This is a genomic window from Streptomyces sp. NRRL F-5630, assembly GCF_000719475.1.
Classification (GTDB): Bacteria; Actinomycetota; Actinomycetes; order Streptomycetales; family Streptomycetaceae; genus Streptomyces.
The window spans coordinates 41006-66973 of sequence record NZ_JOGO01000030.1; the positions used below are offsets into that span (position 1 = coordinate 41006).

A 25968-nucleotide genomic window follows, 5' to 3' on the forward strand; every position below is an offset into this window, starting at 1 on the left:
CACCGGGCCGCCCCGCGTCACGTCCTCACCCCGCGTCCCCGGCCTTGACCAGGGAGACGGGCTCGGCCGGTGGCGCGGACCCCGCTTCGGGGACCCGCGCGGTCTTCGGCAGCAGGCGCGCGAGCCAGTGCGCGCGGCCTGCTGACAGCGGACCCAGGACGGCGAGCAGGAGGACGTAGCCGGCGATGAAGGGCGAGAGGCGCTCGTCCAGGCCGGCCGCCGCCGCCATCGTGGCGAGGATCAGCGCGAACTCGCCGCGGGCGACGAGCGTGGTCGCGATGTTCGCGGCCGGGCCCCTGCCGAAGACGTACATGCGGGCCGCCAGCAGTCCCGCGAGGACGTTCATGGCGAAGGTCAGCAGGACCGCGAACAGGACGGGCCACAACACGCTTGGCAGGTCGCCCGGGTCGATGGAGAGACCGAAGGCGAAGAAGAAGATGGCCCCGAAGGCGTCCCGCAGCGGGTGCACGAGGGTGCGGATACGGGCACCGGACGACGTGCTGCCGAGCATCAGGCCGACCATGAAGGCCCCGATCGCGTCCGCGACCCCGAACCACTCCGCGACCCCGGAGACGAAGACAGCCATCCCCAGGAAGGAGATGACGAGAAGCTCGTCGTCCCGCGTGTGCATGAGCCGGCCGATGGCCTTCGTCCCGAAGCGCGCCGCCAGCGCGAGCAGCAGCAGGAAGCCGAACGCCTTCGCCCCGTCGAGCACCGCCGCGCCGAGCGAGTCGGCTCCGGAGAGGATCAGCTGGAGGGCGGCGAGATAGAGGGCGAGGAAGACATCCTCGACGATGGTGATGCCGAGGATGGGGCGCGTCTCGGGATTGCCGAGGCGTCCGGTGTCGACGAGGACCTTCGTGACGATCGCCGAGGACGAGATGCCGAGCACCCCGGCGAGGACCAGAGCCTCGGAGGTGCCCCAGCCGAGGGCGAATCCGAAGCCGAGGCCGGCGCCGACGTTCAGGGCGAGATACGTGCCCCCGGCGAGCGCCATGCGCCGCCCGCCGGTCTTGAGGTCGTCGAGATGGAATTCGAGCCCCAGGTAGAAGAGCAGCAGCACCAGGCCGAGGGCGCTGAGCATCTCCAGGTCGTGCGGGTCCGAGACCAGCACGACTCCTGGGGTGTGCGGGCCGAGAAGGATCCCGGCCAGGATGAACAGGGGGATGGTGGGGAGTCCGATGCGCCCGCCCGCGCGGGCGAGCACGGCGGCGGCGAGAAAAGCGCCGCCCATCGCTATGAGGGTCTCCGCGTGTCCGATGAGCCCGACCTCCGCATCAAGTCAAGTAATGGTCAAGTGAAAGTCAAGAGTTACCTTACCAAACGGTTGAAAGGGGGAGAGTTGTCCGATTGAAGTGCGTTCTCCGGAGCGGGCGTTGCCGCGCTCAGGCCCCGCGCGTCCCGCCGAAGGCCCAGTCGAGGCGGGGCTCCAGCGCCCAGCGGAAGGCGCGGCGCACGGGAGGGGTGCAGAGCAGGGTCACCGCGAGCCCCGCGCCCGCGCTGAAGAGCAGCGCGCCGGGGACGGAGTGCGCGAAGGCGCCGTCGTACCAGCCGCCCCACTCCGCGGCCTTGATCAGGAAGCCGTGCAGCAGGTAGCCGCCCAGGGTGCCCGCGCCCAGTCGCGTGCACCAGGTCGCGCGGCGCGGCACGAGGGCGAGGAAGGCGGCCGTCAGGACGAGCGAGGCGGCGAACAGTGCGAAGGTCATGAGCGGGCCGCTCCACCAGGGCGCGCCGAGGTCCTGGGCGCTCTCCCGGTGGTAGAGCCAGGCGTACGGCAGGTGCGGGGCGAGCCACCAGGCGGCGCAGAGGCCCGCGAGCAGCACCGGCCCAGCGACGATCTTCGGCCACTTGTGGGCGAGGAACGCGAAGTGGCGCGGGCGCAGCAGCAGGCCGAGCACGAAGTACGGCAGGAACTGGAGTACGCGCTGAAGATCCAGGTCAGCGCCGATCTCCGGGGACATCGAGCCGAGGACGGCGAAGGCGAGGGCGAGCGGGAGCGGCCACCGCACGAGACGCCACAGCGGGGTCGTGAGCCGCCACGCGAAGAGCGCGACGAGAAACCAGTTGAGCCACCACGGGTCGATAACACTCCACGTCGGCACGGGATCGGGGCCCGCGAGACGGGCGAAGAGCGTGTACGCGTACTGGAAGATCACATAGGGCACGGCGACCCCGGTGATCAGTTTCCGCACCTGCGGGGCGCCGAGCGTGAAAGTCCGCGAGAAGTAGCCGGAGATGATGATGAACGCCGGCATGTGGAAGGCGTAGACGGTGAGGTAGAGCGCGCGCAGGGGGCGGCTCGACGAGAGGAGCGGTTCCCAGGAATGGGCGAGCGCGACGAGCACGATCGCGAGGTATTTCGCGTTGTCGAAGAACGGGTCGCGGACTTTTCCGCCCCCCGCGGTCGCGGTCCCCTTCGCGGCGCCGGGCCCCGCCGCGGGCGCCACGGACTCGGGCGGCAGGGGGCGGCCCGCCGCCGGGTCCGCAGGTACCGCGCTGAGCTGCCCGGATTCCGTGGGGTCGTGATGCATGGATACCTCGGTGCCGCCGCGCCCCGACCGCTCCTGTGACCGATACGAGATAGCGACTGATCGACTTTGTTCGTTTCTTGACTCATCCGTTGCCGTTGTCTTCGTCTACCCGACTTTCCGCCCGCGCGGGCTGAACGCCACGCGACTCCCGCCACACCCCCACGGACCAGCGGTATTCCGCACGCTTTCGCCGCCACTTCTCCCGCGCCCGCGCGCAGGCGGCGTTCTCGCCCGCGCGAGCCGGGGCGGGCCCGGGGGCCGGGCGGGAGCGGCCGGGAAATCCCCGCCGTTCCGGCGGCAGGCGTTCCGCTTTTTCCCGGGGCTTTACCGCCCATTCCCGCCCGGCGCGCGACCGGCGTACGGGGCTTCGCATGCGCCGCCCGTCATCTCGCGCGCCCCCCTTCTGCCCCACATACCTCAGAAGGCGTCGACCGCCTCTCTTATGGCCTGAACGCCTGGGCCGGTGGACCCCCCTTGGCCGACGTTGCGTCACCCGTCGCATAGGACGGCCCGGTTGGTGGCACCATGGTTCTGGCGGGGGCGTGCGGCCGTGCACCTCCCCGGGCCGGGAGCAGACCGACCAAGGGTGTGATCAGTTATGGCCATTTCGCTGTCAGTGGTGGTGCTGTTGGCGGTCATCCTGGTGGTGCTGCTCCGCGGCGGCTCCATCAAGGCCGGTCCGGCCATCGTCGCGGTGCTCTTCGGCTTCTTCCTCGCCTCCAGCGGCATGGCGCCCTCGATCCAGCGCTTCCTGGACTCGATAGCGCAGACGATCAACCAGATCAGCTTCTGAGCCGCACCCCCACCCCGCCCCGGGCGGCCCGCCCCGGGCCGCCCGCCGGAACCGTCCCGCCGCGCTGAGCCGCCCCAAACCGCGCCCAGCTCCCGCGCCCCTTCTCCCGGACCACCCCGGGCCCCGGTGCGTACCGCTCGGCGCCTTCCGGCTGCCCGACGCCGGTCTGCGCGCACGGTAAGGCCCGGACAGGGCGCGGCGTCGGTGGGGCGTGGGGCCCGCGTGCCCGGACGTGCCGAGCCACGTGTTTCCGTACGAGCCTGAGCCGGATGCTCCCGTACGAGTCGTGCCGGGCGTTTCTGTACAAGACGTGCCGGGTTCCCCGACGACGACGGGGCCGGTCCGGAAGTGACCTTCCGGACCGGCCCCGCGGTCCTGCCTGGAGCGGGCGACGGGAATCGAACCCGCGTAGCCAGTTTGGAAGACTGGGGCTCTACCATTGAGCTACGCCCGCATCGCGTGCGGTGACGGCTTCCGCCGCACGGCACGAGCAGCATCGTAGCGGTTCGCCGGGGCCCGGCGCACACCCCTTCGCTCCCGCGCGTCCGTCCCCGCCGTCGCACCTGCCCCGCACGTCACCCCGTGTCCCGCCCCGCGTGCCGCTCGTGACCTGTGCGGTCGCGGGCCATGTACCCTACGATCCGCACCAGCGGGGTGTGGCGCAGCTTGGTAGCGCGTCCGCTTTGGGAGCGGAAGGCCGTCGGTTCGAATCCGGCCACCCCGACCAGCAGCACCAGCGGCGAGAGCGCTGTCGTACCAGCCTCAAGATCGCATTGCAGGTCTTCTCACGCGCACGGTTACTATGCAAGCTGCGTGCCCGTGTGTCCGCGTTTCCGGTGAACGTGCCCAGAGCTCTCAACGGCCCTGAGGCGTCGTGCCCATCGAAGAACGTGCCGGACGCCCCCGGGCCCTCATCGTCCGGTCCGCACGAACGGTGTGGCCGCGCACCACCCAGAAGTCAGCCACCAAGGAGACCTAACCGTGAAGAGCGCCGTGGAGACCCTGAACCCGACCCGGGTTCGGCTCACTGTCGAGGTGCCCTTCGAGGAGCTCAAGTCCAGCCTCGACGCGGCGTACAAGAAGATCAACCAGCAGGTCACGGTGAAGGGCTTCCGCAAGGGCAAGATCCCGGCCCGCATCATCGACCAGCGCTTCGGCCGTGGTGCCGTGCTGGAGGAGGCCGTCAACGACGCGCTCCCGAAGTTCTACACCGAGGCCGTCAACGAGGGTGAGCTGAACGTCCTCGGCCAGCCCGAGGTGGACATCAAGGAGCTGAAGGACGGCGAGCTGCTCTCCTTCACCGCCGAGGTGGACATCCGCCCCGAGCTGGAGATCCCGGACTACTCCGGCATCGAGGTCGAGGTCGACCCGATCGAGGTCAGCGAAGAGGACGTCGACAAGGCCGTCGAGGAGCTGCGCGAGCGCTTCGCCTCGACCTCCGCCGTCGAGCGTGCCGCCGAGGACGGCGACGTCGTCACGATCGACCTGGAGGCCAAGGTCGAGGGCGAGGTGCTGGACGACGGCATCGCCAGCGAGGTCTCGTACACCATCGGTTCGGGCGAGCTGCTCGACGGCATCGACGAGGCCGTCAAGGGCCTCAAGGCCGGTGGCGAGGCCACCTTCACCTCCGAGCTGAAGGGCGGCTCCGCGGCGGGCAAGGAGGCCGAGGTCGCCGTCAAGGTCTCCAAGGTCGAGGCCCGCGAGCTCCCCGAGCTGAACGACGACTTCGCCCAGATGGCGAGCGAGTTCGACACCCTTGAGGAGCTGCGCGCCGACAGCCGCAAGCGCCTGGAGAACATGAAGCAGTACGACCAGGCCACGCAGGCGCAGGAGCGCGTGCTCGACAAGCTCCTGGAGCTGGTCGAGGTCCCGATCCCCGAGAAGCTGCTCGCGGACGAGATCGAGACCCGCACCCACAACCTGGAGCACCACCAGCTCCCGCAGATGGGCCTGGACCTCGACAAGTACCTGGAGATCCAGGGCAAGACCGCCGAGGAGTTCAAGACCGAGACCGAGGAGCAGGCGGTCAAGGGCATCAAGACCCAGTTCGTCCTCGACGAGCTGGTCTCCCGCGAGAAGCTCAACGTCTCGCAGGAGGAGCTGACGGAGCACCTGCTGCGCCGTGCGGCCTCCTCCGGCATGAGCCCCGACCAGTTCGCCCAGGCGGTCGTCGAGGGCGGCCAGGTCCCGATGCTCGTGGGCGAGGTCGCCCGCGGCAAGGCCCTCGCGACGGTGGTCGAGGCCGCCACGGTCAAGGACACCAACGGCCAGGTCGTCGACCTGAGCGACGACGAGGACGAGGAGGAGACGACCACCGAGGCCGTCGAGTCCACCGACGCCCCCGAGGCCGAGGCCGAGTCCAAGTAAGCGGTCGTACGTAGATGGAGGGGCCCCGGGATCACACCGATCCCGGGGCCCTCCCGCGTACGTTCCCGGACAACGCGCACCCCGGATCGCGCCCCGGCCCGAAAATGAAGCCCGTCCGGCGCTTGAGGACAGGGCCGGCCGCCAGGCCGAGCCGGTCTCCGCCCCCCGCCGCCGGAACCTGCGCTCACAGCGAACAGTTCCGAATGCGGGATGGCCTGCGCCGACCCGCGCGTTAGGGTCCTTGAATACGAGGGCAGGGGAGTCCCCGAAGCCCCGTCGAGCACGGCGGGCGGCCGGGGTCCCAGGCTCCAGCAGACGACGTAAGACGGCCCGGTGCCGTCGTCAAGACGAGCAGGTGGATACGTGACGAATCTGATGCCCTCCGCCGCCGGCGAAGCCTTCAGTGGTGGTGGTCTCGGCGACCAGGTCTACAGCCGACTGCTCGGCGAGCGGATCATCTTCCTCGGCCAGCAGGTGGACGACGACATCGCCAACAAGATCACCGCACAGATGCTCCTCCTGGCGGCCGACCCGTCGAAGGACATCTACCTCTACATCAACAGCCCCGGCGGCTCGGTGACCGCGGGCATGGCGATCTACGACACCATGCAGTACATCCCCAACGACGTGATCACGATCGGGATGGGCATGGCGGCCTCCATGGGCCAGTTCCTCCTCACCGGCGGTACGCCCGGCAAGCGGTTCGCCCTGCCGAACACCGACATCCTCATGCACCAGGGCTCCGCCGGTATCGGCGGTACGGCCTCGGACATCAAGATCCAGGCCGAGTACCTGCTGCGCACGAAGAACCGGATGGCCGAGATCACCGCCCGCCACTCCGGCCAGACGATCGAGAAGATCATCAGGGACGGCGACCGCGACCGCTGGTTCACCGCCGAAGAGGCCAAGGACTACGGCCTCATCGACGAGATCATCACGGTCGCCTCCGGCGTCCCGGGCGGCGGTGGCACCGGGGCCTGATCCCGGTCCCGCCGGTACCGGGGCCCGCGCGGTCCCCCGGGACTCCTCGTCCCACCCGGACCCGCCCCCGGTCCGTGCCTCTCCTGACGAGACCCCCCGCCCGAAACGCCACAGGATGGTGAACACCCACATGAACAACTTCCCCGGCAGCGGCCTCTACACGGGCCCCCAGGTGGACAACCGCTACATCGTCCCGCGCTTCGTCGAGCGCACCTCGCAGGGCGTGCGCGAGTACGACCCGTACGCGAAGCTCTTCGAGGAGCGCGTGATCTTCCTCGGCGTGCAGATCGACGACGCCTCGGCCAACGACGTCATGGCGCAGCTCCTGTGCCTGGAGTCGATGGACCCCGACCGGGACATCTCCATCTACATCAACAGCCCCGGCGGCTCGATGACCGCGCTCACCGCGATCTACGACACGATGCAGTTCGTGAAGCCGGACATCCAGACCGTCTGCATGGGCCAGGCCGCCTCGGCCGCCGCCGTGCTGCTCGCCGCCGGTGCCCCCGGCAAGCGGATGGCACTGCCCAACGCCCGCGTCCTGATCCACCAGCCCTCCAGCCAGACCGGCCGCGAGCAGCTCTCCGACCTGGAGATCGCGGCCAAGGAGATCATGCGTATGCGTACGCAGCTGGAGGACATGCTCGCCAAGCACTCGACGACGCCGATCGAGAAGATCCGCGACGACATCGAGCGCGACAAGATCCTCACGGCCGAGGACGCCCTCGCCTACGGGCTTGTCGACCAGATCACCACCCCGCGTAAGGTGGTGGGTTCCGCCGCCTGAGTGTGGTGGATTCCGCCGTCTGAGCGGTGGTTTCAGCGGGTTCCCGCGTCCCGGGCCCCCTCCCGGTTCGGTCACAGTCCGTGTGATCCGGGCCGAGGGGGGCCCGGACCGGGCTCCCGGCAAGGTACCGTCGAGTTGAGGGACCAGGAGTCCGCGCGTCGAGCGCGTCTCCCAGGCGAAGGGGAAGCACCTCGTGGCACGCATCGGTGACGGCGGCGACCTGCTCAAGTGCTCGTTCTGCGGGAAGAGCCAGAAGCAGGTAAAGAAGCTCATCGCAGGTCCCGGTGTGTACATCTGCGACGAGTGCATCGACCTCTGCAACGAGATCATCGAGGAGGAACTCGCCGAGACCTCGGAGGTGCGCTGGGAGGAACTGCCCAAGCCCCGCGAGATCTACGAGTTCCTGGAGGGGTACGTCGTCGGCCAGGAGCCGGCGAAGAAGGCCCTCTCGGTCGCGGTCTACAACCACTACAAGCGCGTCCAGGCCGGCGAGAACGGCGGGCCCACGGGCCGGGACGACGCGATCGAACTGGCCAAGTCCAACATCCTGTTGCTCGGTCCCACCGGTTCCGGCAAGACCCACCTCGCCCAGACCCTCGCCCGGATGCTCAACGTCCCGTTCGCCATCGCGGACGCGACCGCGCTCACCGAGGCCGGATACGTCGGCGAGGACGTCGAGAACATCCTTCTCAAGCTCATCCAGGCGGCCGACTACGACGTCAAGAAGGCCGAGACCGGGATCATCTACATCGACGAGATCGACAAGGTCGCCCGCAAGAGCGAGAACCCGTCGATCACCCGCGATGTGAGCGGCGAGGGCGTGCAGCAGGCACTCCTGAAGATCCTGGAGGGCACCACGGCCTCCGTGCCCCCGCAGGGCGGACGCAAGCACCCGCACCAGGAGTTCATCCAGATCGACACGACGAACGTGCTGTTCATCGTGGGCGGCGCCTTCTCCGGTCTGGAGCGCATCATCGAGGCCCGCGCGGGCGCCAAGGGCATCGGCTTCGGCGCCACGATCCGCTCCAAGCGCGAGATCGAGTCGAGCGACCACCTGCGCGAGGTCATGCCCGAGGACCTCGTGAAGTTCGGGATGATCCCCGAGTTCATCGGCCGTCTGCCCGTCGTCACCTCCGTGCACAGCCTCGACCGCGAGGCGCTCCTGCGCATCCTCGTCGAGCCGCGTCACGCGCTCGTCAAGCAGTACCAGCGCCTCTTCGAACTCGACGGCGTGGAGCTGGAGTTCGAGCACGAGGCGCTGGAGGCCATCGCCGACCAGGCGATCCTGCGGCAGACCGGGGCGCGCGGCCTGCGCGCCATCATGGAGGAGGTCCTCCAGCCGGTCATGTACGAGGTGCCCTCGCGCCAGGACGTCGGCCGCGTCGTCATCACCGCCGACGTCGTCCGCTCCAACGTCAACCCGACCCTCATCCCGCGCGAGGCGCGCGGCCGGGGCGCGGGCGAGCAGAAGTCGGCCTGAGGCCGCCCGCGTCCGCCGGGACGCGGAAAGGGGAAGGGGGCGGGCGCCCCGCGTCGGGCGCCCGCCCCCTTCCCGTTCCTTCGCTACTTCTTGACGCGTACTTCCTCGCGCAGCTTCGCCGTCAGCTGGGCGGCCTCCGGCAGGCTCGGCGCCTCCTCCAGCATGACGTCGCCCAGGTTCGTCGGCATCGCGACGGCCATGGTGGAGTTGTCGGCCCAGGCGCAGACCGCGATCTTCATCTTCTTGGGGACGCCGTTGCGGCCGCCGCCCTGCATCTCGCTCGTCGCCTGCTGGCACTTGAAGATCGCTCCGTCGCCGCCCGCCGGCTTGTACTCCTTGGGAGTGCCGATGAAGGTGGGCCGCCCGGTGCCGCCTTCCTTCTTCTCCGAGTGCCGCGTGAGCACCTTGAAGAGGGCGTCGACCGCCTTGTCGGGGTTCTTGAGCTTCCCGTACCCGCCCGCGTAGCTGAGCAGGTCGATGTCCTTGAGGTCGGCCATCGTCTGCGCCGTGGACGGGTCGGCGGTCTGGTAGTCGGCGCTGAGGACCTTGTCCACCTCCGCGTCGACCCCGTACTTCTTCATCTCCTCGATGTCCTTCTCGGAGAAGTCGTCCTCGCCCGCGCCGTCCTTGCTCTTCTCGTACGTGTCGAGCACCGTCTGCGGAGCGGTGAGCTTGTGCGGGCCGTCGTCCGGAAGCCCCGAGCCGCCGTCCGAGCCGCCGAGGACGAAGTACGCGCCGACCGCCAGCGCCACCACGACGACGGCCCCGCCGATGATCAGCCCGTTCCGCTTCCCCTTGCCGCCGCCCGTCGGCGCCCCGGCCTGCGGAGCGCCCGGATAACCGGCCCCGTGGCCCTGCTGCGGGACCTGCCCGTAGGGGCCCGGCTGCTGGCCGTACGGGCCCGGCTGTTGCCCGTACGGTCCTGGCCCACCCTGCGCGTACGGGTTCGGCGCCTCCTGGGGGCCGCCCTGTGCCGGGGCGCCGTAGGGGCCCGCCGGGGGTGCCCCGTACGGGCCCTGCTGCGGATAGCCGTACGGATTCGGGCCGTTGCCCCCCGGAGGCTGCTGCGGTTGCGAGCCCCCGTAGGGGCCCGGCTGCTGCTCGCTCATGCTGGGCTTCCCTCTCGCTGCGTACTTCGGACGTCTGGCGCCGGCTGTCGCGTACGCGACAGCCGTGCTCCGGCCATCCTGTCCGAAAGCCCCCCGTCCCGGGCGGGCGGGGTCCGCACTGTTACCAAGCCGGAGCGTGCGGGGGCCTCCGGGAAACCGCGTGCGGGGCAGTTGCCCCGCCGCTCTAAACTGGGCGGGTGACCGAGAACTCTCAGCAGACTCCAGCGCCCGCCTCCGCTTTGCCGACCCAGTACACGCCGGCCGACGTAGAGGGGCCGCTGTACGAGCGCTGGGTGGAGCGCGGCTACTTCGAGGCGGACGCCACGAGCGAGAAGCCCCCGTACACCATCGTCATCCCGCCGCCCAACGTCACCGGCTCCCTCCACCTGGGCCACGCCTTCGAGCACACGCTCATCGACGCCCTCACCCGCCGCAAGCGGATGCAGGGTCACGAGACGCTGTGGCAGCCCGGCATGGACCACGCGGGCATCGCGACCCAGAACAAGGTCGAGCAGCAGCTCGCCGGGGAGGGCCTGTCGCGCCACGACCTGGGCCGTGAGGCGTTCGTCGAGCGCGTGTGGCAGTGGAAGGAGGAGTTCGGCGGGAAGATCCTCGGCCAGATGCGCCGCCTCGGCGACGGCGTCGACTGGTCCCGCCAGCGCTTCACGATGGACGAGGGCCTCTCGCAGGCCGTCCAGACCATCTTCAAGAAGCTCTACGACGACGAGCTGATCTACCGCGCCGAGCGCATCATCAACTGGTGCCCGCGCTGCCTCACCGCGATCTCCGACATCGAGGTCGAGTACCAGGACGACGACGGCGAACTCGTCTCGATGCGGTACGGGGACGGCGAGGAGTCCATCGTCGTCGCCACGACCCGTGCCGAGACGATGCTCGGCGACACCGCCGTCGCGGTCCACCCCGACGACGAGCGCTACCAGCACCTCATCGGCAAGCTCATCAAGCTTCCGCTCACGGGCCGCTCCATCCCCGTCGTCGCGGACGCGCACGTCGACCCCGAGTTCGGCACGGGTGCCGTCAAGGTCACCCCGGCGCACGACCCCAACGACTTCGAGATCGGCCGGCGCCACGACCTGCCGACGCTCACCGTCATGAACGAGCGCGCGATCCTCACCGTCCCCGGCCCCTTCGAGGGCCTGGACCGCTTCGAGGCCCGCGCGGCGATCGTCGCCGCGCTGCGCGAAGAGGGCCGGATCGTCGCCGAGAAGCGCCCGTACGTCCACTCCGTCGGGCACTGCTCGCGCTGCGGCACCGCCGTCGAGCCGCGCCTGTCGATGCAGTGGTGGGTCAAGGTCGGCCCGCTCGCCGAGGCCGCGAGCGGTGCCGTGCGCGACGGACGCGTCACGATCCACCCGCGGGAGATGGAGAAGCGGTACTTCGACTGGGTCGACAACCTGCACGACTGGTGCATCTCGCGCCAGCTGTGGTGGGGCCACCGCATCCCCGTCTGGTACGGGCCCGACGGCGAGACCGTCTGCGTCGGCCCCGGCGAGGAGCCGCCGAGCGGCGAGGGCTGGCACCAGGAGACCGACGTCCTCGACACGTGGTTCTCCTCCGGGCTCTGGCCCTTCTCGACCCTCGGCTGGCCCGAACAGACCGCGAGCGTCGCGAAGTTCTACCCGAACTCCGTCCTCGTCACCGGCTACGACATCCTCTTCTTCTGGGTTGTCCGGATGATGATGTTCGGCCTCTACGCGATGGACGGCACCCCGCCGTTCTCCGAGATCGTCCTGCACGGCATGGTCCGTGACCAGAACGGCAAGAAGATGTCGAAGTCCTTCGGCAACGCGGTCGACCCGCTCGACTGGATGGACAAGTACGGCTCCGACGCGCTCCGTTTCACCCTCGCGCGCGGCGCCAACCCGGGCGTCGACGTGCCGATCGGCGAGGAGTGGGTCCAGGGCTCCCGCAACTTCACCAACAAGCTGTGGAACGCGACCCGCTTCGCGCTCATGAACGGTGCCACCGTCGAGGGCGCGCTGCCGCCCGCCGAACGGCTCTCCGCGACCGACCGCTGGATTCTTACTCGGCTCGGCGAGGTCACCGCGCAGGCCGACGCGCTCTACGACGACTACCAGTTCGCGAAGCTCTCCGACCTCCTCTTCCACTTCGCGTGGGACGAGGTCTTCGACTGGTACGTGGAGCTGGCGAAGTCCGTCTTCCAGGCGGGCGGGCAGCCCGCCGAGGACGCGCGCCGCGTGCTCGGCGAGGTCCTGGACGTCACCCTGCGCCTGCTCCACCCGATCGTCCCCTTCGTCACCGAGACGCTGTGGACGACGCTCACCGGGCGCGAGTCGATCGTCGTCACCGACTGGCCGAAGGACTCCGGCTTCCGCGACGCCGCGGCCGAGGCGGAGATCGCCACCCTCCAGCGGGTCATCACGGAGGTCCGCCGCTTCCGCGGCGACCAGGGCCTCCAGCCCGGCCAGCGGGTCCCGGCCCGCCTCCACCTGGACGGCACACCGCTCGCGCCGCACGAGCCGGCCATCCGCCAACTGCTGCGCCTCCAGCCCGAGGGCGAGGGCTTCACGGCCACCGCGACGCTCCCGGTCGAGGGCGCGGAGGTCGCGCTCGACCTCTCGGGGACGATCGACGTCGCGGCGGAGCGGAAGCGGCTGACGAAGGACCTCGCCGCTGCCGAGAAGGAGAAGGCGCAGGCGGAGGGGAAGCTCGGCAACGAGGCGTTCCTCGGGAAGGCGCCGGAACCGGTCGTGGAGAAGATCCGCGGACGACTGCGGAAGGCCGAGGAGGACATCGTGCGCCTGACGGGGCAGTTGGAGAAGCTGCCGCAGGGCTGACACCCGGCCGTACGGAGGCCCGGCACCCGCGGCGGTACGCGGGGGCCGGGCCTTTTCGGGTACGGGGTCGAGGGGAGCGCGCCGGTCTCAGTGCTCGGTGGCGGATGCGCCCTCCAGTCCCAGCCTGCGCAACTCCGCCCCCGCCAGCGCCTCCAGCGTGGCCGGGTCGGCGTCGCGCCAGCCCTCGGCGAGGCGGCCCGGGGTCGCCCCGGTCAGGGTCGCGGTGCGGCCCACGTCGTCCAGCGGACGCATCAGCGCGCGCAGGGCGAGGAGTTCGCGGCCGTCCTCCGAGGCGGCGAGGGCGTGGGCCGCGCTCGCCCGGCGGTGCCAGCGCATGCGGCGCGGCACCCACCAGCCGATCGCGGGCACGCTCGCGAGGAGGAAGACCGCCAGACCCGCCGCTGTGACGAGGTGCGGCCACTGGACGGGGTCGACGAGGGACAGCACGTCCTGCGCCGGTTTCGGCAGCAGGCGCCACCACGACGCCGGCCCCGCCGCCGAGAGGCGGCCGGCGATGCCGTCCGCGAGCTGATGGAGGACCGCGGCCCCGAAGGCCCATGTGGTGACCCACGCGAGGAGTGCCAGGTCACCGGCGAGCTGACGGGCCGCCCGGCCCGGATTCTGCGCATACCACATAGGCGCATTGCACTATTTATCGGCTCGTTACACCGGTGACCGCGCCGAAGGGGAGCGACGCCGTACCCCGTGTGGCGGACCGCGAGGCCGCGCTCACCCCTCCCGCAGCACGTGCCGCAAGGTGTCGAAGTGCTCCACGCACTCCCCGCAGCCGCGCGCCACGCACTCCAGCGGCTCCTCGGCGACGAAGACGGGGATACCGGTCGCCGAGGACATCCGCAGGTCCAGCCCGGGAAGCAGCGCGCCGCCCCCGGTCAGCACGATCCCGTGCTCCATGAGGTCGCCCGCCAGCTCCGGCGGGCACTCCTCCAGGGTCTCGCGCAGCGCCCGGATCATCGCCTCCACCGGCTCGTCGAGCGCCCGGCGGACCTCCGGGGCCGTCAGCTCGATCCGGCGCGGCAGCCCCGCGATCTTCTCGCGGCCGCGCACCTCGTACGTGCGCTTCTCCAGCTCGGGGTCCTCGGGGACGGGCCAGGCGGAGCCGATCGCGACCTTGACATCCTCCGCGGTGCGCTCGCCGATGAGCAGGCCGTGCCTCTTGCGCACGTGGTCGGTCACCGCAGTGTCCAGGACGTGCCCCCCGACCCGCAGCGAGCGCGCCGTGACGAGGCCGCCGAGCGAGAGGACGGCGACCTCCGTCGTACCGCCGCCGATGTCCACGACCATCGAGCCGCGCGCGTCACCGACCGGCAGGCCCGCCCCGATCGCCGCGGCCATCGGCTCCTCGATCACGTACACGCTCCGCGCCCCCGCCGAGTGCGAGGCCCGCACGAGCGCCCGGCGCTCGACGGGCGTGACGCCGCTCGGGACGCACACGACGAGCCTGATCCGCGTCGAGCGACGCGGCGCCGCCTTGCGGACGAAGTGCCGGATCATCTCCTCGGTCGCGTCGAAGTCGCTGATGACGCCCGACTCCAGGGGCCGCACCGCCGTGATCGTGCCGGGGGAGCGGCCCAGCGTCTCCTTCGCCTCCGTGCCCACGGCGACGGTCCTGCCCTTGCGGCCCTCGCGCACCGCCACGACCGAGGGTTCGTTCAGCACGATGCCCTTGCCCCGCACATACAGAAGGGTGTTCGCGGTGCCGAGATCAATGCCTATGTCCATGATCGCCAAGTGTGCCTGATTATCCGGTCATACGGGTGTCCGGGGTCCCTGTGGACTCCTGGCGAGGCTGCCGCCCCGCGCGTCGGCGGCGCTCCGTAGACTGGCGGTGTGAGTGAGCAGCCCCCGCACGACGACCGTACCGACGGCGACGACGAGCACTTCGACCGGATCATCGACGCCGAGACCGACAGGGACCCGGACCTCGCGGTGATCGAGGCCGGCAGCCGCACCCTGCGCGCCCAGGCCGGGCCCCCGCAGGCCGATGTCCCCGCGCGGCCCGAGGACCCGGAGGTGGACCGGGCCCTGCGCGAGGTGGAGACGGAGCTGTCCACGCGCTGGGGCGAGACCAAGCTCGAACCCTCGGTGAGCCGGATCGCCGCGCTCATGGACGTGCTCGGCGAACCGCAGCGCTCCTACCCGTCGATCCACATCACGGGCACCAACGGCAAGACGTCCACGGCCCGCATGATCGAGGCCCTGCTCACCGCCTTCGACCTGCGCACCGGCCGGTACACCTCGCCGCACGTGCAGTCGGTCACGGAGCGCATCTCGCTCGACGGCGCCCCGATCAGCGCCGAGCGCTTCATCGAGACCTACCGCGACCTCAAGCCGTACGTCGAGATGGTCGACTCCCAGCAGGAGTACCGGCTCTCCTTCTTCGAGGTGCTGACCGGTATGGCCTACGCCGCCTTCGCTGACGCGCCCGCCGACGTCGCCGTCGTCGAGGTCGGCATGGGCGGCAGCTGGGACGCGACCAACGTCATCGACGCGGATGTCGCCGTCATCACCCCCATCTCCCTCGACCACACGGACCGCCTCGGCGACACGCCCGGCGAGATCGCCGTCGAGAAGTCCGGGATCATCAAGCAGGACGCGACCGTCGTCCTCGCCCAGCAGCCCGTGGACGCGGCACAGGTCATCCTCAAGAAGGCCGTCGAGAAGAACGCGACCGTCGCGCGCGAGGGCATGGAGTTCGGGGTCGTCTCGCGCCAGGTCGCCGTCGGCGGCCAGCTCCTGACGCTGCGGGGGCTCGGCGGCGAGTACGAGGAGGTCTTCCTCCCGCTGCACGGCGCCCACCAGGCGCACAACGCGGCCGTCGCGCTCGCCGCCGTCGAGGCGTTCTTCGGCGTCGGTTCGCAGCGGCCCGAGCCGCTCTCGGGCGAGGTCGTGCGCGCCGCCTTCGCGGCCGTCTCCTCGCCGGGCCGCCTGGAGACCGTGCGGAAGTCGCCGACCGTCGTGCTCGACGCGGCGCACAACCCGGCGGGCGCGCGGGTCACCGCCGAGGCGATCGGCGAGGCGTTCGACTTCTCGCGGCTCATCGGGGTCGTCGGAGTGAGCGAGGGCAAGGACGCCCGCGGGCTGCTCGAAGCGTTCGAGCCGCTCATGGCGGAGGTCGTGATCACGCAGAACACGAGCCACCGTGCCATGGACGCGGACGCGCTCGCCGCGCTCGCCGTCGAGGTCTTCGGCGAGGACCGCGTCCAGGTCGAGCCGCGACTGCCCGAGGCGCTCGAAGCGGCGGTGACGCTCGCCGAGGAGGAGGGCGAGTTCGCCGGCGGCGGCGTGCTCGTGACCGGTTCCGTCATCACGGTCGGCGAGGCCCGGCTGCTCCTGGGAAGGAAGGGCTGACCGTGCGGACGCTCTGCGCTTCGACGCTCATCGGCGAGTTCTTCATCATCGGCTTCGCCGGTCTCGTCGCGATGAAGACGGACCTCGGGCAGGGCACGGTGTGGGGGGTGTGCGGGGGCGCGATGCTCCTGTGCGTCCTGCTCTGCGGCGTCGTCACGCGCCCCGTCGGGGTCGCGCTCGGCTGGGTGCTCCAGGTGGCCCTGTTCCTTTCGGGGATCGTGGTGCCGATGATGTTCATCCTGGGCGCGGCGTTCGGCGGGCTCTGGTGGGCCTCTGTGCACTACGGGCGGAAGATCGACGAGGCCAAGGCGAGGTTCGCGGCGGAGCACCCCAGCCCCTCCGGCGTCTGAGGGCGAACGGCGAAGGGCGACGCGGGTGGTGGGGCGAACCTGCGTACGGATGGGGGCCGCGCCCCGTATACGCTTCCCTGACCACAGGCCCCTGCCACAAGGAGAAACCCCGCATGTCCCAGCGCACGCTCGTTCTGCTCAAGCCCGACGCCGTTCGTCGCGGGCTGGTGGGGGAGATCGTCGGCCGGATCGAGCGCAAGGCCGGCTGGAGCATCACCGCGCTGGAGCTGCGCGAGCTGGACCGCGCGACGCTGGAGACGCACTACGCGGAGCACGTGGGCAAGCCCTTCTACGAGCCGCTCGTCACGTTCATGCTCTCCGGCCCGGTCGTCGCGCTCGTCGTCGAGGGCGAGCGGGTCATCGAGGGCGTCCGCACGCTCGCCGGTCCCACCGACCCGATCGCCGCGGCGCCCGGCTCGATCCGCGGGGACTTCGGCACCATCGTGCGCGAGAACCTCATCCACGCCTCGGACTCCGAGGACTCCGCCGCACGCGAGCTGAAGATCTTCTTCCCCGGCCGCTTCTGACCCGCTTCCGCTTCCGGGTATCGAAAGTCCAAAAAGATACGGTGCCCGTTTCGGGACATTCCCGCGGCCGTAAGGTGAAGGCGACCGGAAATTCCGGTCGCCTTCTGGCATATGCGCCCACGTTCGGGGGAACCCCTGCGCCATATGGCACGTCTCCACAGGCGAGGCGTGCGCCCATCGGCGCAGAATCCCGTACGGGAACGCGTACCCTCGCGCCGAGCCCTCTCGGGCGCGACTACGATGGAAGCCGCTCCTCAGGCAGTACCCACCGAGAGCAAAAGCACCCACCGCGCCGTTCCTGAAAAGCCGTCAACGCTCCACTTGGGAAGGCCAGACGATCCTCATGGGGAACTCAATGTCGTTCATCGGCCGTGATATGGCTGTCGACCTCGGGACCGCCAACACGCTGGTGTACGTGAGGGGCCGAGGGATCGTCCTCAACGAGCCGTCCGTCGTCGCGATCAACACCAATACGGGCGGAATCCTCGCCGTCGGCGCCGAAGCGAAGAAGATGATCGGCCGCACTCCGGGGAACATCGTCGCAGTCCGGCCCCTCAAGGACGGCGTGATCGCGGACTTCGAGATCACGGAGCGGATGCTCCGCTACTTCATCGTCAAGATCCACAAGCGCCGCTACCTCGCGCGCCCCCGCATCGTCGTCTGCGTCCCCTCCGGTATCACCGGGGTCGAGCGCCGCGCGGTGATCGAGGCGGCCACCCAGGCCGGGGCGCGACAGGTGCACATCATCGAGGAGCCGATGGCCGCGGCGATCGGCGCCGGGCTCCCGGTGCACGAGGCGACGGGCAACATGGTCGTCGACATCGGCGGCGGCACCACCGAGGTCGCCGTCATCTCCCTCGGCGGCATCGTCACCGCGCAGTCCATCCGCGTCGCGGGCGACGAACTGGACAACGCGATCATCCAGCACATCAAGAAGGAGTACAGCCTCCTCCTCGGCGAGCGCACCGCCGAGCAGATCAAGATCACCATCGGTTCGGCCTACGACCTGGAGAACGACGAGCACACCGAGATCCGCGGCCGCGACCTCGTCTCCGGGCTCCCCAAGACCGTCGTGATCTCGGCCGGCGAGGTGCGCAAGGCGATCGAGGAACCGGTCAACGCGATCGTCGACGCGGTCAAGACGACGCTCGACAAGTGCCCGCCCGAGCTCTCCGGTGACGTCATGGACCGGGGCATCGTTCTCACCGGGGGCGGCGCCCTGCTGCGCGGCCTCGACGAGCGGCTGCGCCGCGAGACCGGGATGCCGATCCACATCGCCGAGGACCCGCTCGACTCCGTGGCGCTCGGTTCGGGCAAGTGCGTCGAGGAGTTCGAGGCGTTGCAGCAGGTGCTGGACGCGCAGCCGCGCCGCTAGCTCTCCCGGCCCGCGGGACACGCGTCCCGCGGGCCCACCCCGCCGAAGGCCGCTGGCGGCCCGTGGCGGGGCTTCGCCGGAACGGCCCGTACCGCTTCCGGCGCAGGACCCCCGCCGGGGACGCTCGTCCCCGGCCGAGCAGGACCCGCCGGGGACGAGCGCCCCGGCCAGCACGACCGGCACGATCGGCGGGCCTCCGGGTGCGGTCCGCCGTACGGCGGACCCCCGCGCGGGAGCCGTCGAGACACGGAATTCCGACGAGGAAGGCACGGCCGCCGCACGTGAGGGACACACGAGAGAGCCGGCTGCTCCTGGTGCTGCTGATCGTCATCGCGTTCGCACTGATCACGATCGACATCCGCGGTGGCGAGGACTCTCCGGTGGACGGCGCCCGGCAGGCCGCCTCCGCCGTCTTCGGACCGGTCGAGAAGGGCGTCTTCGGCGCCGTCGACCCGGTCGGCAACGCGATCGGCGCGGTCCGCGACTCGGGCACGCGCCACGACCGCATCAGCGCCCTGGAGCGTGAGAACGCCGAGCTGAAGCAGCGCCTCGGCAGCGACTCCCGCAACCGCAGCAGAGTCCGGCAGCTCGACACCATGCTCCAGCGGGCGGGCGCCGGGCAGTACGGCATCAAGGCCGCCGAGGTCATCGGCATCGGAGCGGCCCAGGGCTTCTCCTGGACCGTGACCATCGACGCGGGCACGCGCGACGGCATCAAGCGCGACATGACCGTGCTCAACGGCGAGGGCCTCGTCGGACGGGTCACCACCGTGGGCCCGTCGAGCGCGACCGTCCTGCTCGCCAACGACCCCGACTTCACGGTCGGCACGCGCCTGGAGAGGACCGACGAACTCGGCTTCGCCTCCGGACGCGGGGACCGGCCGCTCGCCGTGCAGATGCTCAACGGCAAGGCCAAGGTCAAGAAGGGCGACCGGCTCGTCACCTTCGGCTCGCAGGCCGACAAGCCCTTCGTGCCCGGCGTCCCCGTCGGCCGCGTCGTCCGCGTCGACCCCTCGGGCGGCGACCTCACCCGCACCGTCTACGTCGAGCCCTACGTCGGCTTCACCAAGCTCGACCTCGTCGGCATCGTCGTCCAGGCCCCGCGCAAGGACCCGCGCGACGCGGTCCTGCCCGCGAAGCCCAAGCCCCAGCCCACCCCCACCGTCACCGTCACGGCCACGCCCCCGGGCACCAAGCCCTCGGACGCTCCCTCCGGCGCGCCCACGGGCGCCGCCGGGGCCGACGACGGGGACCAGGAGTAGCGGTCACATGCGCCTCAACCGGATTCTGCTCTCGACCGCCCTGGTGGTCCTCGCCCTCATGATCCAGGTCAGCGTGCTGGCCCGGCTCCAGCTCCCGGGCGCCGTGCCCGACCTGCTGCTCCTCACCGTGCTCGCGCTCGCCCTCGTCTACGGGCACCTCGCGGGCGCCTTCATCGGCTTCGGCGCCGGCCTGCTCGCCGACCTCGCCCCACCCGCCGACCACGCCGCGGGCAGGTACGCGCTCGTGCTGTGCCTCGTCGGCTACGTCGCCGGGCTCTGCCGTCCCGAGCACGGCCGGATGCGGTCCGTCCTCGGGCCGCTCGTCGTCGTCATCGGCGCGGCCATCGGCTCGACACTCCTGTACGCGGGCGTCGGCGCCCTCGTCGGGGACACCGCGGCCCGGCACGTGGGCCTCGCGGGACTCGTGACGACCGCGACGATCTACGACCTCGTCCTCGCCCCGTTCATCGTGCCCTTCGTCATGTGGCTCGCCCGCCGCTCCGAGAACGACCCGCTCGGCGAGAGCGTGGGCGGCGGCACGGCGCGCGGCGCCGATGTCGCGGCGGGCTGGCTCGCCTCGGGCACGGGGCTCAGCGTCGGCGGTGGCGGACGCGGCGGGCTGCGCGGGCGCATGAGCAAGGCACGCATGGCCCGCGCGACCCGCAACAGCGGGCGCATCAAGGGGGTGAAGCGGCTGTGAGCACCCCGCGCGGAGCGGCGGGCACGCCCCGTACACCCCGACCGGCCCGTACCTCCGGACCGGCCCGCACGCCCGCTCGGCCCGCCGTCCCAGTGCCCGCGAGCCCCGCCGCGCCCGGTACCTCCGCCCCGCCCCGGGCCACCGCAGCGACCCCCGCCGCCGCCCTCCCGCCCGTCCTCCGTACCTTCCGCCCCTGAGGGGGAGGCGTCGCATGTCGAACATTCCAGAGACCGGACGTACCCCGAGGGTCCGCATCCGGCTCGTCATCCTCCAGATCCTGGTCATGTCGCTGCTGCTCACCCTCGGCGGGCGGCTGTGGTACCTCCAGATCCGCAACGGCGACGAGTACAGGGCGGAGGCGACCGGGAACCACGTCCAGCAGGTCGTCGACCCCGCCGTGCGCGGCGCGATCCTCGACGCGCGCGGCCGCCCGCTCGCCGACAACCAGACCCGCCTCGTCGTCTCGGCCTCCCGCACCGAACTGATGAAGACGAAGGACGACGGGAAGGCCATCCTCACCAAGCTCGCGGGCGTCCTCGGCATGAAGCCGAAGGACGTCATCGCCAAGGTGCGGCTGTGCGACGCGAAGACCCCGCAGCCGTGCTGGAACGGTTCGCCCTACCAGCCGATCCCGATCACCGACGAGGCCAGCCCCAAGCAGGCCCTCCAGATCAGGGAGCGCTCCGAGGACTTCCCCGGCATCACCGCCGAGCCCACCGCCGTCCGCCGCTACACCGCCCCCGGCGGCGCGCAGACCTCGCAGGTGCTCGGCTATCTCTCGCCCGTCACGGACGAGGAGATCAAGTCCGCCGAGAAGACCGACTCCCCCTACCTGCGCTCCGACATGGTCGGCCGCAACGGCCTGGAGCGGCAGTACGACAAGCAACTGCGCGGCAAGGCCGGCGTGACCCGCTACGAGGTGGACAACCTCGGCCGGGTCATCGGCAAGGCCGAGTCCGACCGCGCGGAGCCCGGCGCGAACGTCGTCACGAGCATCGACGCGAGGGTCCAGGCCGTCGCCGAGTACGAGCTCGACGAGGCGATGAAGGCCGCGCGCCAGGAGTACGACAAGAACACCCACCGCAACTACAAGGCCGACTCCGGCGCCGTCGCCGTCCTGGAGGCGAAGACGGGCCGCGTCGTCGCGATGGCCTCGCTGCCCGACTACGACCCCAACGCCTGGGTCGGCGGCATCAGCGCCAAGGACTACACGAAGCTCACGAGCAAGAAGTCGAACTACCCGCTGCTCAACCGGGCCATCCAGGGCCAGGCGGCGCCCGGCTCGATCTTCAAGGTCATCTCGACGACCGCCTCGGTCGCCGCCGGGTACCCCTTCAACGGGCACTACGACTGCTCCAGCTCGTACTCGATCGGCAACCAGGTCTTCAAGAACTTCGAGTCGGAGAACTACGGGCCCATCAGCCTCGGCCGCGCCCTGGAGGTCTCCTGCGACACCGTCTTCTACGGCATCGCGCACAACGAGTGGAAGAAGGACGGCGGCGAGAAGCCGAAGAAGAACGCCCACGACTATTTCTACAAAACCGCCCACCAGTTCGGCCTCGGCAAGGAGACCGGTATCGACCTCCCCAACGAGGTCACCGGCCGCGTCCCCGACCGCAAGTGGAAGCAGGACTACTGGAAGGCCAACAAGGCCGCCTGGTGCAAGTCCGGCAAGAAGGACGGCGACTACGCCGAGAAGATCGCCTACGAGAACTGCCTCGAAGGCAACCAGATGCGCGCGGGTGACAGCGTCAACTACTCGATCGGCCAGGGCGACACCCTCGTCACACCGATCCAGATGGCGAGCATCTACGCCGCGCTCTCCAACGGCGGCACCCTCCACCAGCCGAGCATCGGCAAGGCCGTCATCAGCGCGGACGGCAAGAACGTCGAGGAGATCAAGCCGAAGGTCAACGCCAAGCTCCCGATCGACGCCAAGCTCCACAAGGAGATCGACGGGGCCCTCGCCGGCGTCGCCACCCAGGGCACCGCCGCCTGGCGCTTCCAGGGCTGGCCGCAGAAGGACATCCCCATGCACGCCAAGACCGGCACCGCCGAGGTCTACGGCAAGCAGACGACCTCCTGGTTCGCGACGTACACCAAGGACTACGCGATCGTCATGACGATCTCCCAGGGTGGTACGGGCTCCGGCGCCTCCGGGCCCGCCGTGCGCAAGATCTACAACGCGCTCTACGGCGTCGACAGCTCCGGGCACATCAACAAGAAGAAGGCCCTGCTCCCCGAGCCGGAGAAGTCACTGCCGAAGATCGAGAAGGACGGGTCGATCGACGCGCCCACCCTCAAGAAGAAGTTCGCCCCCTACAAGCTGGACACCCCGCCCTCCACGTCACCGCTGCTTCCGCAGGACGGCGGCGGGGTGCGGGACGGCGGCGGCGTCGCGAACGCCGGAACCCCCGTCACGACCACCGCAGGGAGGCGGGACTGATGGCCGCGGGACCCTCGCTCACCGTCGCCGGATACGGCCCCGAGCGCACTTCCTGGACCCGGCTGCTCGCCAAGGGCTCGGTCGCCCGGCGGCTCGACTGGCCGATGCTGCTGTGCGCGCTCGCCCTCTCGGCCCTCAGCTGCGCGCTCGTCTACTCGGCGACGCGCGGCCGCACCGAACTCGTCGGCGACGACCCGTACGCGTTCCTCGTCAAGCACGTGATCAACATCGCCATCGGGCTCGGCCTGATGATCGGCACGGTCTGGCTCGGGCACCGCACCCTGCGCACCGCTGTGCCGATCCTCTACGGGCTCTCGGTCTTCCTCGTACTGCTCGTGCTCACGCCGCTCGGCGTCACCGTCAACGGCGCGCACGCCTGGCTCATGGTCGCGGGCTTCTCCCTCCAGCCCGCCGAGTTCGTCAAGATCACGATCATCCTCGGCATGGCGATGCTGCTCGCCGCGCGCGTGGACGCGGGCGACCGCGACCACCCCGATCACAAGACGGTGCTCCAGTCGCTCGGACTCGCCGTGCTGCCGATCCTCATCGTGCTGCTCATGCCCGACCTCGGCTCGGTCATGGTCATGGTGATGATCGTGCTCGGCGTCCTGCTCTCCTCCGGGGCCTCCAACCGCTGGGTGCTCGGCCTCATCGGCGCGGGCACCGCGGGGGCGGTCGCCGTCTGGCAGCTCGGCATCCTCGACGAGTACCAGATCAACCGCTTCGCCGCCTTCGCCAACCCGAACCTCGACCCGGCCGGCGTCGGCTACAACACCAACCAGGCGCGCATCGCGATCGGCTCGGGCGGCCTCACCGGGACCGGGCTCTTCCACGGCACCCAGACGACCGGGCAGTTCGTGCCCGAGCAGCAGACCGACTTCGTCTTCACGGTCGCGGGCGAGGAACTCGGCTTCGCCGGGGCCGGGCTCATCATCGTCCTGCTCGGCATCCTCCTGTGGCGCGCCTGCCGCATCGCGCGCGAGACCACCGAGCTGTACGGGACGATCGTCGCGGGCGGCATCATCGCCTGGTTCGCCTTCCAGGCGTTCGAGAACATCGGCATGACCCTCGGCATCATGCCGGTCGCGGGGCTGCCCCTGCCGTTCGTCAGTTACGGGGGCACCTCCATGTTCGCCGTGTGGATCGCGGTGGGGCTGCTCCAGTCGATCAAGTTGCAGAAACCGCTGTCGGCCTGAACCGGCGGCACGGCTCGCGGATGGCCTGATTTGTTCGGTGGCTGTCCCCCGGTGACGCGGGCCCGTTCGGGCCCGCGTTTTCCGGTTACGTTCCCCTTATGGCGACCGAGACGCACGAGACGGAACGCAAGTACGACCTCGACGACTTCGACCCCGGCGCGCCCCTCCCCGGCCTCGGCTCCGTGCCCGGGGTGCGCGCGGAGACCGGGGGAGAGGTCCACGAACTCGACGCCGTCTACTACGACACCGCCGACCTGCGCCTCGCGAGCACCCGCGCGACCCTGCGCCGCCGCACGGGCGGCGACGACGCGGGCTGGCACCTGAAGCTGCCGGTGGGCGGGGACACCCGCGAGGAACTCCGGCTGCCGCTGGAGGAGCCCGGCGCGGAGACGGCGGGCGCGGGGTCCGGCGTGGAGAGGGCGGGCGCGGGGTCCGGCGTGGAGAGGGCGGGCCCCGGGTCCGGCGGGGGCGCGGGGGAGAGGGAGCCGGGCGGTAGGGCGGCGGACGGGGACTCCGGCGGGGGTGCGGTGCCGGAGGAGTTCGTACGAGTGCTCGCCGCGCGGACCAGGGGCGCGGCGCTCGTCCCCGTCGTACGGCTGCGCACGCGGCGTACGACGCGGCTGCTGCGCGACGCCGAGGGGCGCGCGCTCGCGGAGATCGCGGACGACGCGGTACGGGCGGAGCGGCTCGACGGCCAGGAGCGGGCAAGCGGGTGGGTGTCCTGGCGCGAGGCGGAGGTGGAGCTGACGGAGGCCGGTACGGCCGCGCTGCTCGACGGCGTGGAGGAGCGGCTGCGCGAGGCAGGCATCCGGCGGGCCGCCGGGCCCTCCAAGCTCGCCCGCGCCCTCACGGACACCGGCACCCCACCGCCCCCGCTCGCGCCCGCCGCCGAACGGGACACGGCCGGGGGCCACCTGCTGCGCTACCTCCGCGCCCAGTACCTCGCCTTCCTGGACCACGAGGCCGGGACGCGCCGCGCGAGGCCCGACTCCGTGCACAAGGCGCGCGTCGCCCTGCGCCGTACCCGCAGCGCCCTGCGCAGCCACCGCGCGCTTCTCGACCGGGCCCGCGTGGACGCGCTGCGGGCCGAACTCAAGTGGCTCGCGGGCGAACTCGGCGCCGACCGCGACCGCGAGGTCCTGGAGAAACGGCTGCGCGAACTGCTCGCCGATGTCGAAGGGCCACTCCTGCTCGGGCCCGCCGAGGCCCGGCTCACCGCGTGGGCGGTCCGCGCGGGCGACACGAGCCGTGCCAGGGCCCTCGCCGCGCTCGACGACCCCCGCTGCCGCGCGCTGCTCGACGACTGGGCGAACCTGCTCGCCGCACCGCCCCTGACGCCCGCCGCCGTGCGGCCCGCGCCGAAGCACTTCCGCAAGGCGATCAAGAAGGAACGCCGCAGGTCGCGACGGCTCCTCACGCGGGCCTTGGCGCTCCCGCACGGCCCCGCCCGCGACGTGGCGCTGCACGAGGCGCGCAAGAAGACGAAGCGGCTGCGGTACGCGGCGGAGTCCGCGCGCCCCGTCCTCGGCAAGCCGGCCAAGCGCCTCACCCGCGAGGCCAAGGCCCTCACCTCCCTGCTCGGCGACCACCACGACGGCGTCGAGGCCCGCGCCGCACTCCTCCGCCTCGCCACCCACGCGCAGACGGCGGGCGAGCCGGGTTTCACCTGGGGGCTGCTGTACGGGAGGGAGGAGGGCCGGGCGCGGGAGTACGAGCGCCGGGCGCGGGCGTACGAGGCCGAGATGGCGCGGCGGTGGGCGGGGGGCGAGTAGCGGCGGGGGAGGAGCTGGGAGGGGGCTGGGCGGGCAGGGGGCCGGGCGGCGGTTGTCGGGGATGTCTCGGGGGTTCCCCTAGGGGGGCGGGGCCCGGGAAGGAT

At 71.0% G+C, this 25968-nt stretch carries 20 protein-coding genes and 2 tRNA genes; 16 read left to right on the top strand and 6 right to left on the bottom strand.

Translation table 11 applies throughout. The features are described from left to right. Nucleotides 1-25: 25 nt before the first annotated feature. Nucleotides 26-1234, bottom strand: a complete 1209-nt coding sequence (locus tag IF99_RS0116050) for a cation:proton antiporter (protein ID WP_030997183.1) — start codon at nucleotides 1232-1234, stop codon at nucleotides 26-28. Between the two features lie 151 nt (nucleotides 1235-1385). Continuing rightward, complete coding sequence (locus IF99_RS0116055; RefSeq protein WP_030997184.1) at nucleotides 1386-2531, bottom strand: acyltransferase family protein; 1146 nt, start codon at nucleotides 2529-2531, stop codon at nucleotides 1386-1388. 598 nt (nucleotides 2532-3129) lie between these two features. On the opposite strand from IF99_RS0116055, the gene IF99_RS0116060 reads away from it, so the two are divergent. Next, nucleotides 3130-3324, top strand: coding sequence for a hypothetical protein (locus IF99_RS0116060; RefSeq protein WP_009065301.1), 195 nt, complete (start codon nucleotides 3130-3132; stop codon nucleotides 3322-3324). A 380-nt stretch (nucleotides 3325-3704) separates the two neighbouring features. Here the strand turns inward: IF99_RS0116060 and IF99_RS0116065 are convergent. Further along, a tRNA-Gly gene (locus IF99_RS0116065) sits at nucleotides 3705-3778 on the bottom strand. A 196-nt stretch (nucleotides 3779-3974) separates the two neighbouring features. On the opposite strand from IF99_RS0116065, the gene IF99_RS0116070 reads away from it, so the two are divergent. The 5 genes from IF99_RS0116070 to clpX all read left to right on the top strand — a co-directional run bounded on the left by IF99_RS0116070 (nucleotide 3975) and on the right by clpX (nucleotide 8939). Further along, nucleotides 3975-4051: transfer RNA gene (locus IF99_RS0116070), tRNA-Pro, on the top strand. Nucleotides 4052-4305: 254 nt separating this feature from the next. After that, the gene (tig, locus tag IF99_RS0116075) at nucleotides 4306-5691 is read left to right on the top strand and encodes a trigger factor (protein WP_030997185.1); all 1386 of its coding nucleotides are present in this window, start codon (nucleotides 4306-4308) and stop codon (nucleotides 5689-5691) included. Between the two features lie 375 nt (nucleotides 5692-6066). Then, entirely contained in the window at nucleotides 6067-6672 is a 606-nt protein-coding gene (locus IF99_RS0116080; protein WP_010271700.1) for an ATP-dependent Clp protease proteolytic subunit, read from the top strand. Nucleotides 6673-6787: 115 nt separating this feature from the next. Further along, nucleotides 6788-7459, top strand: a complete 672-nt coding sequence (locus IF99_RS0116085; protein WP_007827091.1) for an ATP-dependent Clp protease proteolytic subunit — start codon at nucleotides 6788-6790, stop codon at nucleotides 7457-7459. Nucleotides 7460-7652: 193 nt separating this feature from the next. Next, nucleotides 7653-8939 carry an ATP-dependent Clp protease ATP-binding subunit ClpX gene (gene clpX / locus IF99_RS0116090; protein WP_007827092.1) on the top strand — a complete coding sequence of 429 codons (1287 nt, stop codon included), beginning with the start codon at nucleotides 7653-7655 and terminating at the stop codon, nucleotides 8937-8939. A gap of 83 nt (nucleotides 8940-9022) precedes the next feature. Here the strand turns inward: clpX and IF99_RS0116095 are convergent, their stop codons facing one another. Continuing rightward, complete coding sequence (locus IF99_RS0116095; protein ID WP_030997186.1) at nucleotides 9023-10048, bottom strand: hypothetical protein; 1026 nt, start codon at nucleotides 10046-10048, stop codon at nucleotides 9023-9025. A 197-nt stretch (nucleotides 10049-10245) separates the two neighbouring features. Here IF99_RS0116095 and IF99_RS0116100 point away from each other — a divergent pair, with 197 nt between their 5' ends. Continuing rightward, the gene (locus IF99_RS0116100; protein ID WP_030997187.1) at nucleotides 10246-12867 is read left to right on the top strand and encodes a valine--tRNA ligase; all 2622 of its coding nucleotides are present in this window, start codon (nucleotides 10246-10248) and stop codon (nucleotides 12865-12867) included. 87 nt (nucleotides 12868-12954) lie between these two features. On the opposite strand, the gene IF99_RS0116105 is transcribed toward IF99_RS0116100, so the two are convergent. Both IF99_RS0116105 and IF99_RS0116110 read right to left on the bottom strand, forming a co-directional pair. After that, a complete protein-coding gene (locus IF99_RS0116105; RefSeq protein WP_030997188.1) occupies nucleotides 12955-13503 on the bottom strand; it encodes a hypothetical protein in 549 nt (182 codons plus the stop codon). 93 nt (nucleotides 13504-13596) lie between these two features. Then, complete coding sequence (locus IF99_RS0116110; protein WP_199806503.1) at nucleotides 13597-14607, bottom strand: rod shape-determining protein; 1011 nt, start codon at nucleotides 14605-14607, stop codon at nucleotides 13597-13599. A 108-nt stretch (nucleotides 14608-14715) separates the two neighbouring features. Between IF99_RS0116110 and folC the strand changes: the two genes are divergently transcribed. From folC to IF99_RS30825, 9 genes are all read left to right on the top strand, one after another. After that, the gene (folC, locus tag IF99_RS0116115) at nucleotides 14716-16236 is read left to right on the top strand and encodes a bifunctional tetrahydrofolate synthase/dihydrofolate synthase (RefSeq protein ID WP_030997190.1); all 1521 of its coding nucleotides are present in this window, start codon (nucleotides 14716-14718) and stop codon (nucleotides 16234-16236) included. A gap of 2 nt (nucleotides 16237-16238) precedes the next feature. Further along, on the top strand, nucleotides 16239-16586 hold the full coding sequence (locus tag IF99_RS0116120; RefSeq protein ID WP_030997191.1) for a DUF4233 domain-containing protein: 348 nt from the start codon (nucleotides 16239-16241) through the stop codon (nucleotides 16584-16586). Nucleotides 16587-16699: 113 nt separating this feature from the next. Continuing rightward, entirely contained in the window at nucleotides 16700-17113 is a 414-nt protein-coding gene (gene ndk / locus IF99_RS0116125; protein WP_030997192.1) for a nucleoside-diphosphate kinase, read from the top strand. Nucleotides 17114-17468: 355 nt separating this feature from the next. Next, the gene (locus tag IF99_RS0116130) at nucleotides 17469-18488 is read left to right on the top strand and encodes a rod shape-determining protein (RefSeq protein WP_029397024.1); all 1020 of its coding nucleotides are present in this window, start codon (nucleotides 17469-17471) and stop codon (nucleotides 18486-18488) included. 281 nt (nucleotides 18489-18769) lie between these two features. Continuing rightward, on the top strand, nucleotides 18770-19750 hold the full coding sequence (gene mreC / locus IF99_RS0116135; protein ID WP_030997193.1) for a rod shape-determining protein MreC: 981 nt from the start codon (nucleotides 18770-18772) through the stop codon (nucleotides 19748-19750). Nucleotides 19751-19757: 7 nt separating this feature from the next. Next, nucleotides 19758-20450, top strand: coding sequence for a rod shape-determining protein MreD (gene mreD / locus IF99_RS0116140; protein WP_030997194.1), 693 nt, complete (start codon nucleotides 19758-19760; stop codon nucleotides 20448-20450). A 211-nt stretch (nucleotides 20451-20661) separates the two neighbouring features. Then, the gene (mrdA, locus tag IF99_RS0116145; protein ID WP_030997195.1) at nucleotides 20662-22896 is read left to right on the top strand and encodes a penicillin-binding protein 2; all 2235 of its coding nucleotides are present in this window, start codon (nucleotides 20662-20664) and stop codon (nucleotides 22894-22896) included. Beyond that, entirely contained in the window at nucleotides 22896-24092 is a 1197-nt protein-coding gene (gene rodA / locus IF99_RS0116150; protein ID WP_030997197.1) for a rod shape-determining protein RodA, read from the top strand. The genes mrdA and rodA overlap by 1 nt, the downstream gene beginning before the upstream one ends. 98 nt (nucleotides 24093-24190) lie before the next feature. Next, a complete protein-coding gene (locus IF99_RS30825) occupies nucleotides 24191-25864 on the top strand; it encodes a CYTH and CHAD domain-containing protein (protein ID WP_037827031.1) in 1674 nt (557 codons plus the stop codon). Nucleotides 25865-25968 lie beyond the last annotated feature (104 nt).

What these genes read in the sequence shown, in the direction of transcription:
- IF99_RS0116050 (WP_030997183.1), bottom strand. Translation starts at nt 1,234, where the DNA reads ATGGGCGGCGCTTTTCTCGCCGCCGCCGTGCTCGCCCGCGCGGGCGGG.
- IF99_RS0116085 (WP_007827091.1), top strand. Translation starts at nt 6,788, where the DNA reads ATGGTGAACACCCACATGAACAACTTCCCCGGCAGCGGCCTCTACACG.
- ndk (WP_030997192.1), top strand. Translation starts at nt 16,700, where the DNA reads ATGTCCCAGCGCACGCTCGTTCTGCTCAAGCCCGACGCCGTTCGTCGC.
- IF99_RS0116110 (WP_199806503.1), bottom strand. Translation starts at nt 14,607, where the DNA reads ATGGACATAGGCATTGATCTCGGCACCGCGAACACCCTTCTGTATGTG.
- IF99_RS0116060 (WP_009065301.1), top strand. Translation starts at nt 3,130, where the DNA reads ATGGCCATTTCGCTGTCAGTGGTGGTGCTGTTGGCGGTCATCCTGGTG.
- IF99_RS0116105 (WP_030997188.1), bottom strand. Translation starts at nt 13,503, where the DNA reads ATGTGGTATGCGCAGAATCCGGGCCGGGCGGCCCGTCAGCTCGCCGGT.
- mrdA (WP_030997195.1), top strand. Translation starts at nt 20,662, where the DNA reads ATGTCGAACATTCCAGAGACCGGACGTACCCCGAGGGTCCGCATCCGG.
- IF99_RS30825 (WP_037827031.1), top strand. Translation starts at nt 24,191, where the DNA reads ATGGCGACCGAGACGCACGAGACGGAACGCAAGTACGACCTCGACGAC.
- mreD (WP_030997194.1), top strand. Translation starts at nt 19,758, where the DNA reads ATGCGCCTCAACCGGATTCTGCTCTCGACCGCCCTGGTGGTCCTCGCC.
- IF99_RS0116095 (WP_030997186.1), bottom strand. Translation starts at nt 10,048, where the DNA reads ATGAGCGAGCAGCAGCCGGGCCCCTACGGGGGCTCGCAACCGCAGCAG.
- IF99_RS0116130 (WP_029397024.1), top strand. Translation starts at nt 17,469, where the DNA reads ATGTCGTTCATCGGCCGTGATATGGCTGTCGACCTCGGGACCGCCAAC.
- IF99_RS0116055 (WP_030997184.1), bottom strand. Translation starts at nt 2,531, where the DNA reads ATGCATCACGACCCCACGGAATCCGGGCAGCTCAGCGCGGTACCTGCG.
- IF99_RS0116080 (WP_010271700.1), top strand. Translation starts at nt 6,067, where the DNA reads ATGCCCTCCGCCGCCGGCGAAGCCTTCAGTGGTGGTGGTCTCGGCGAC.
- rodA (WP_030997197.1), top strand. Translation starts at nt 22,896, where the DNA reads ATGGCCGCGGGACCCTCGCTCACCGTCGCCGGATACGGCCCCGAGCGC.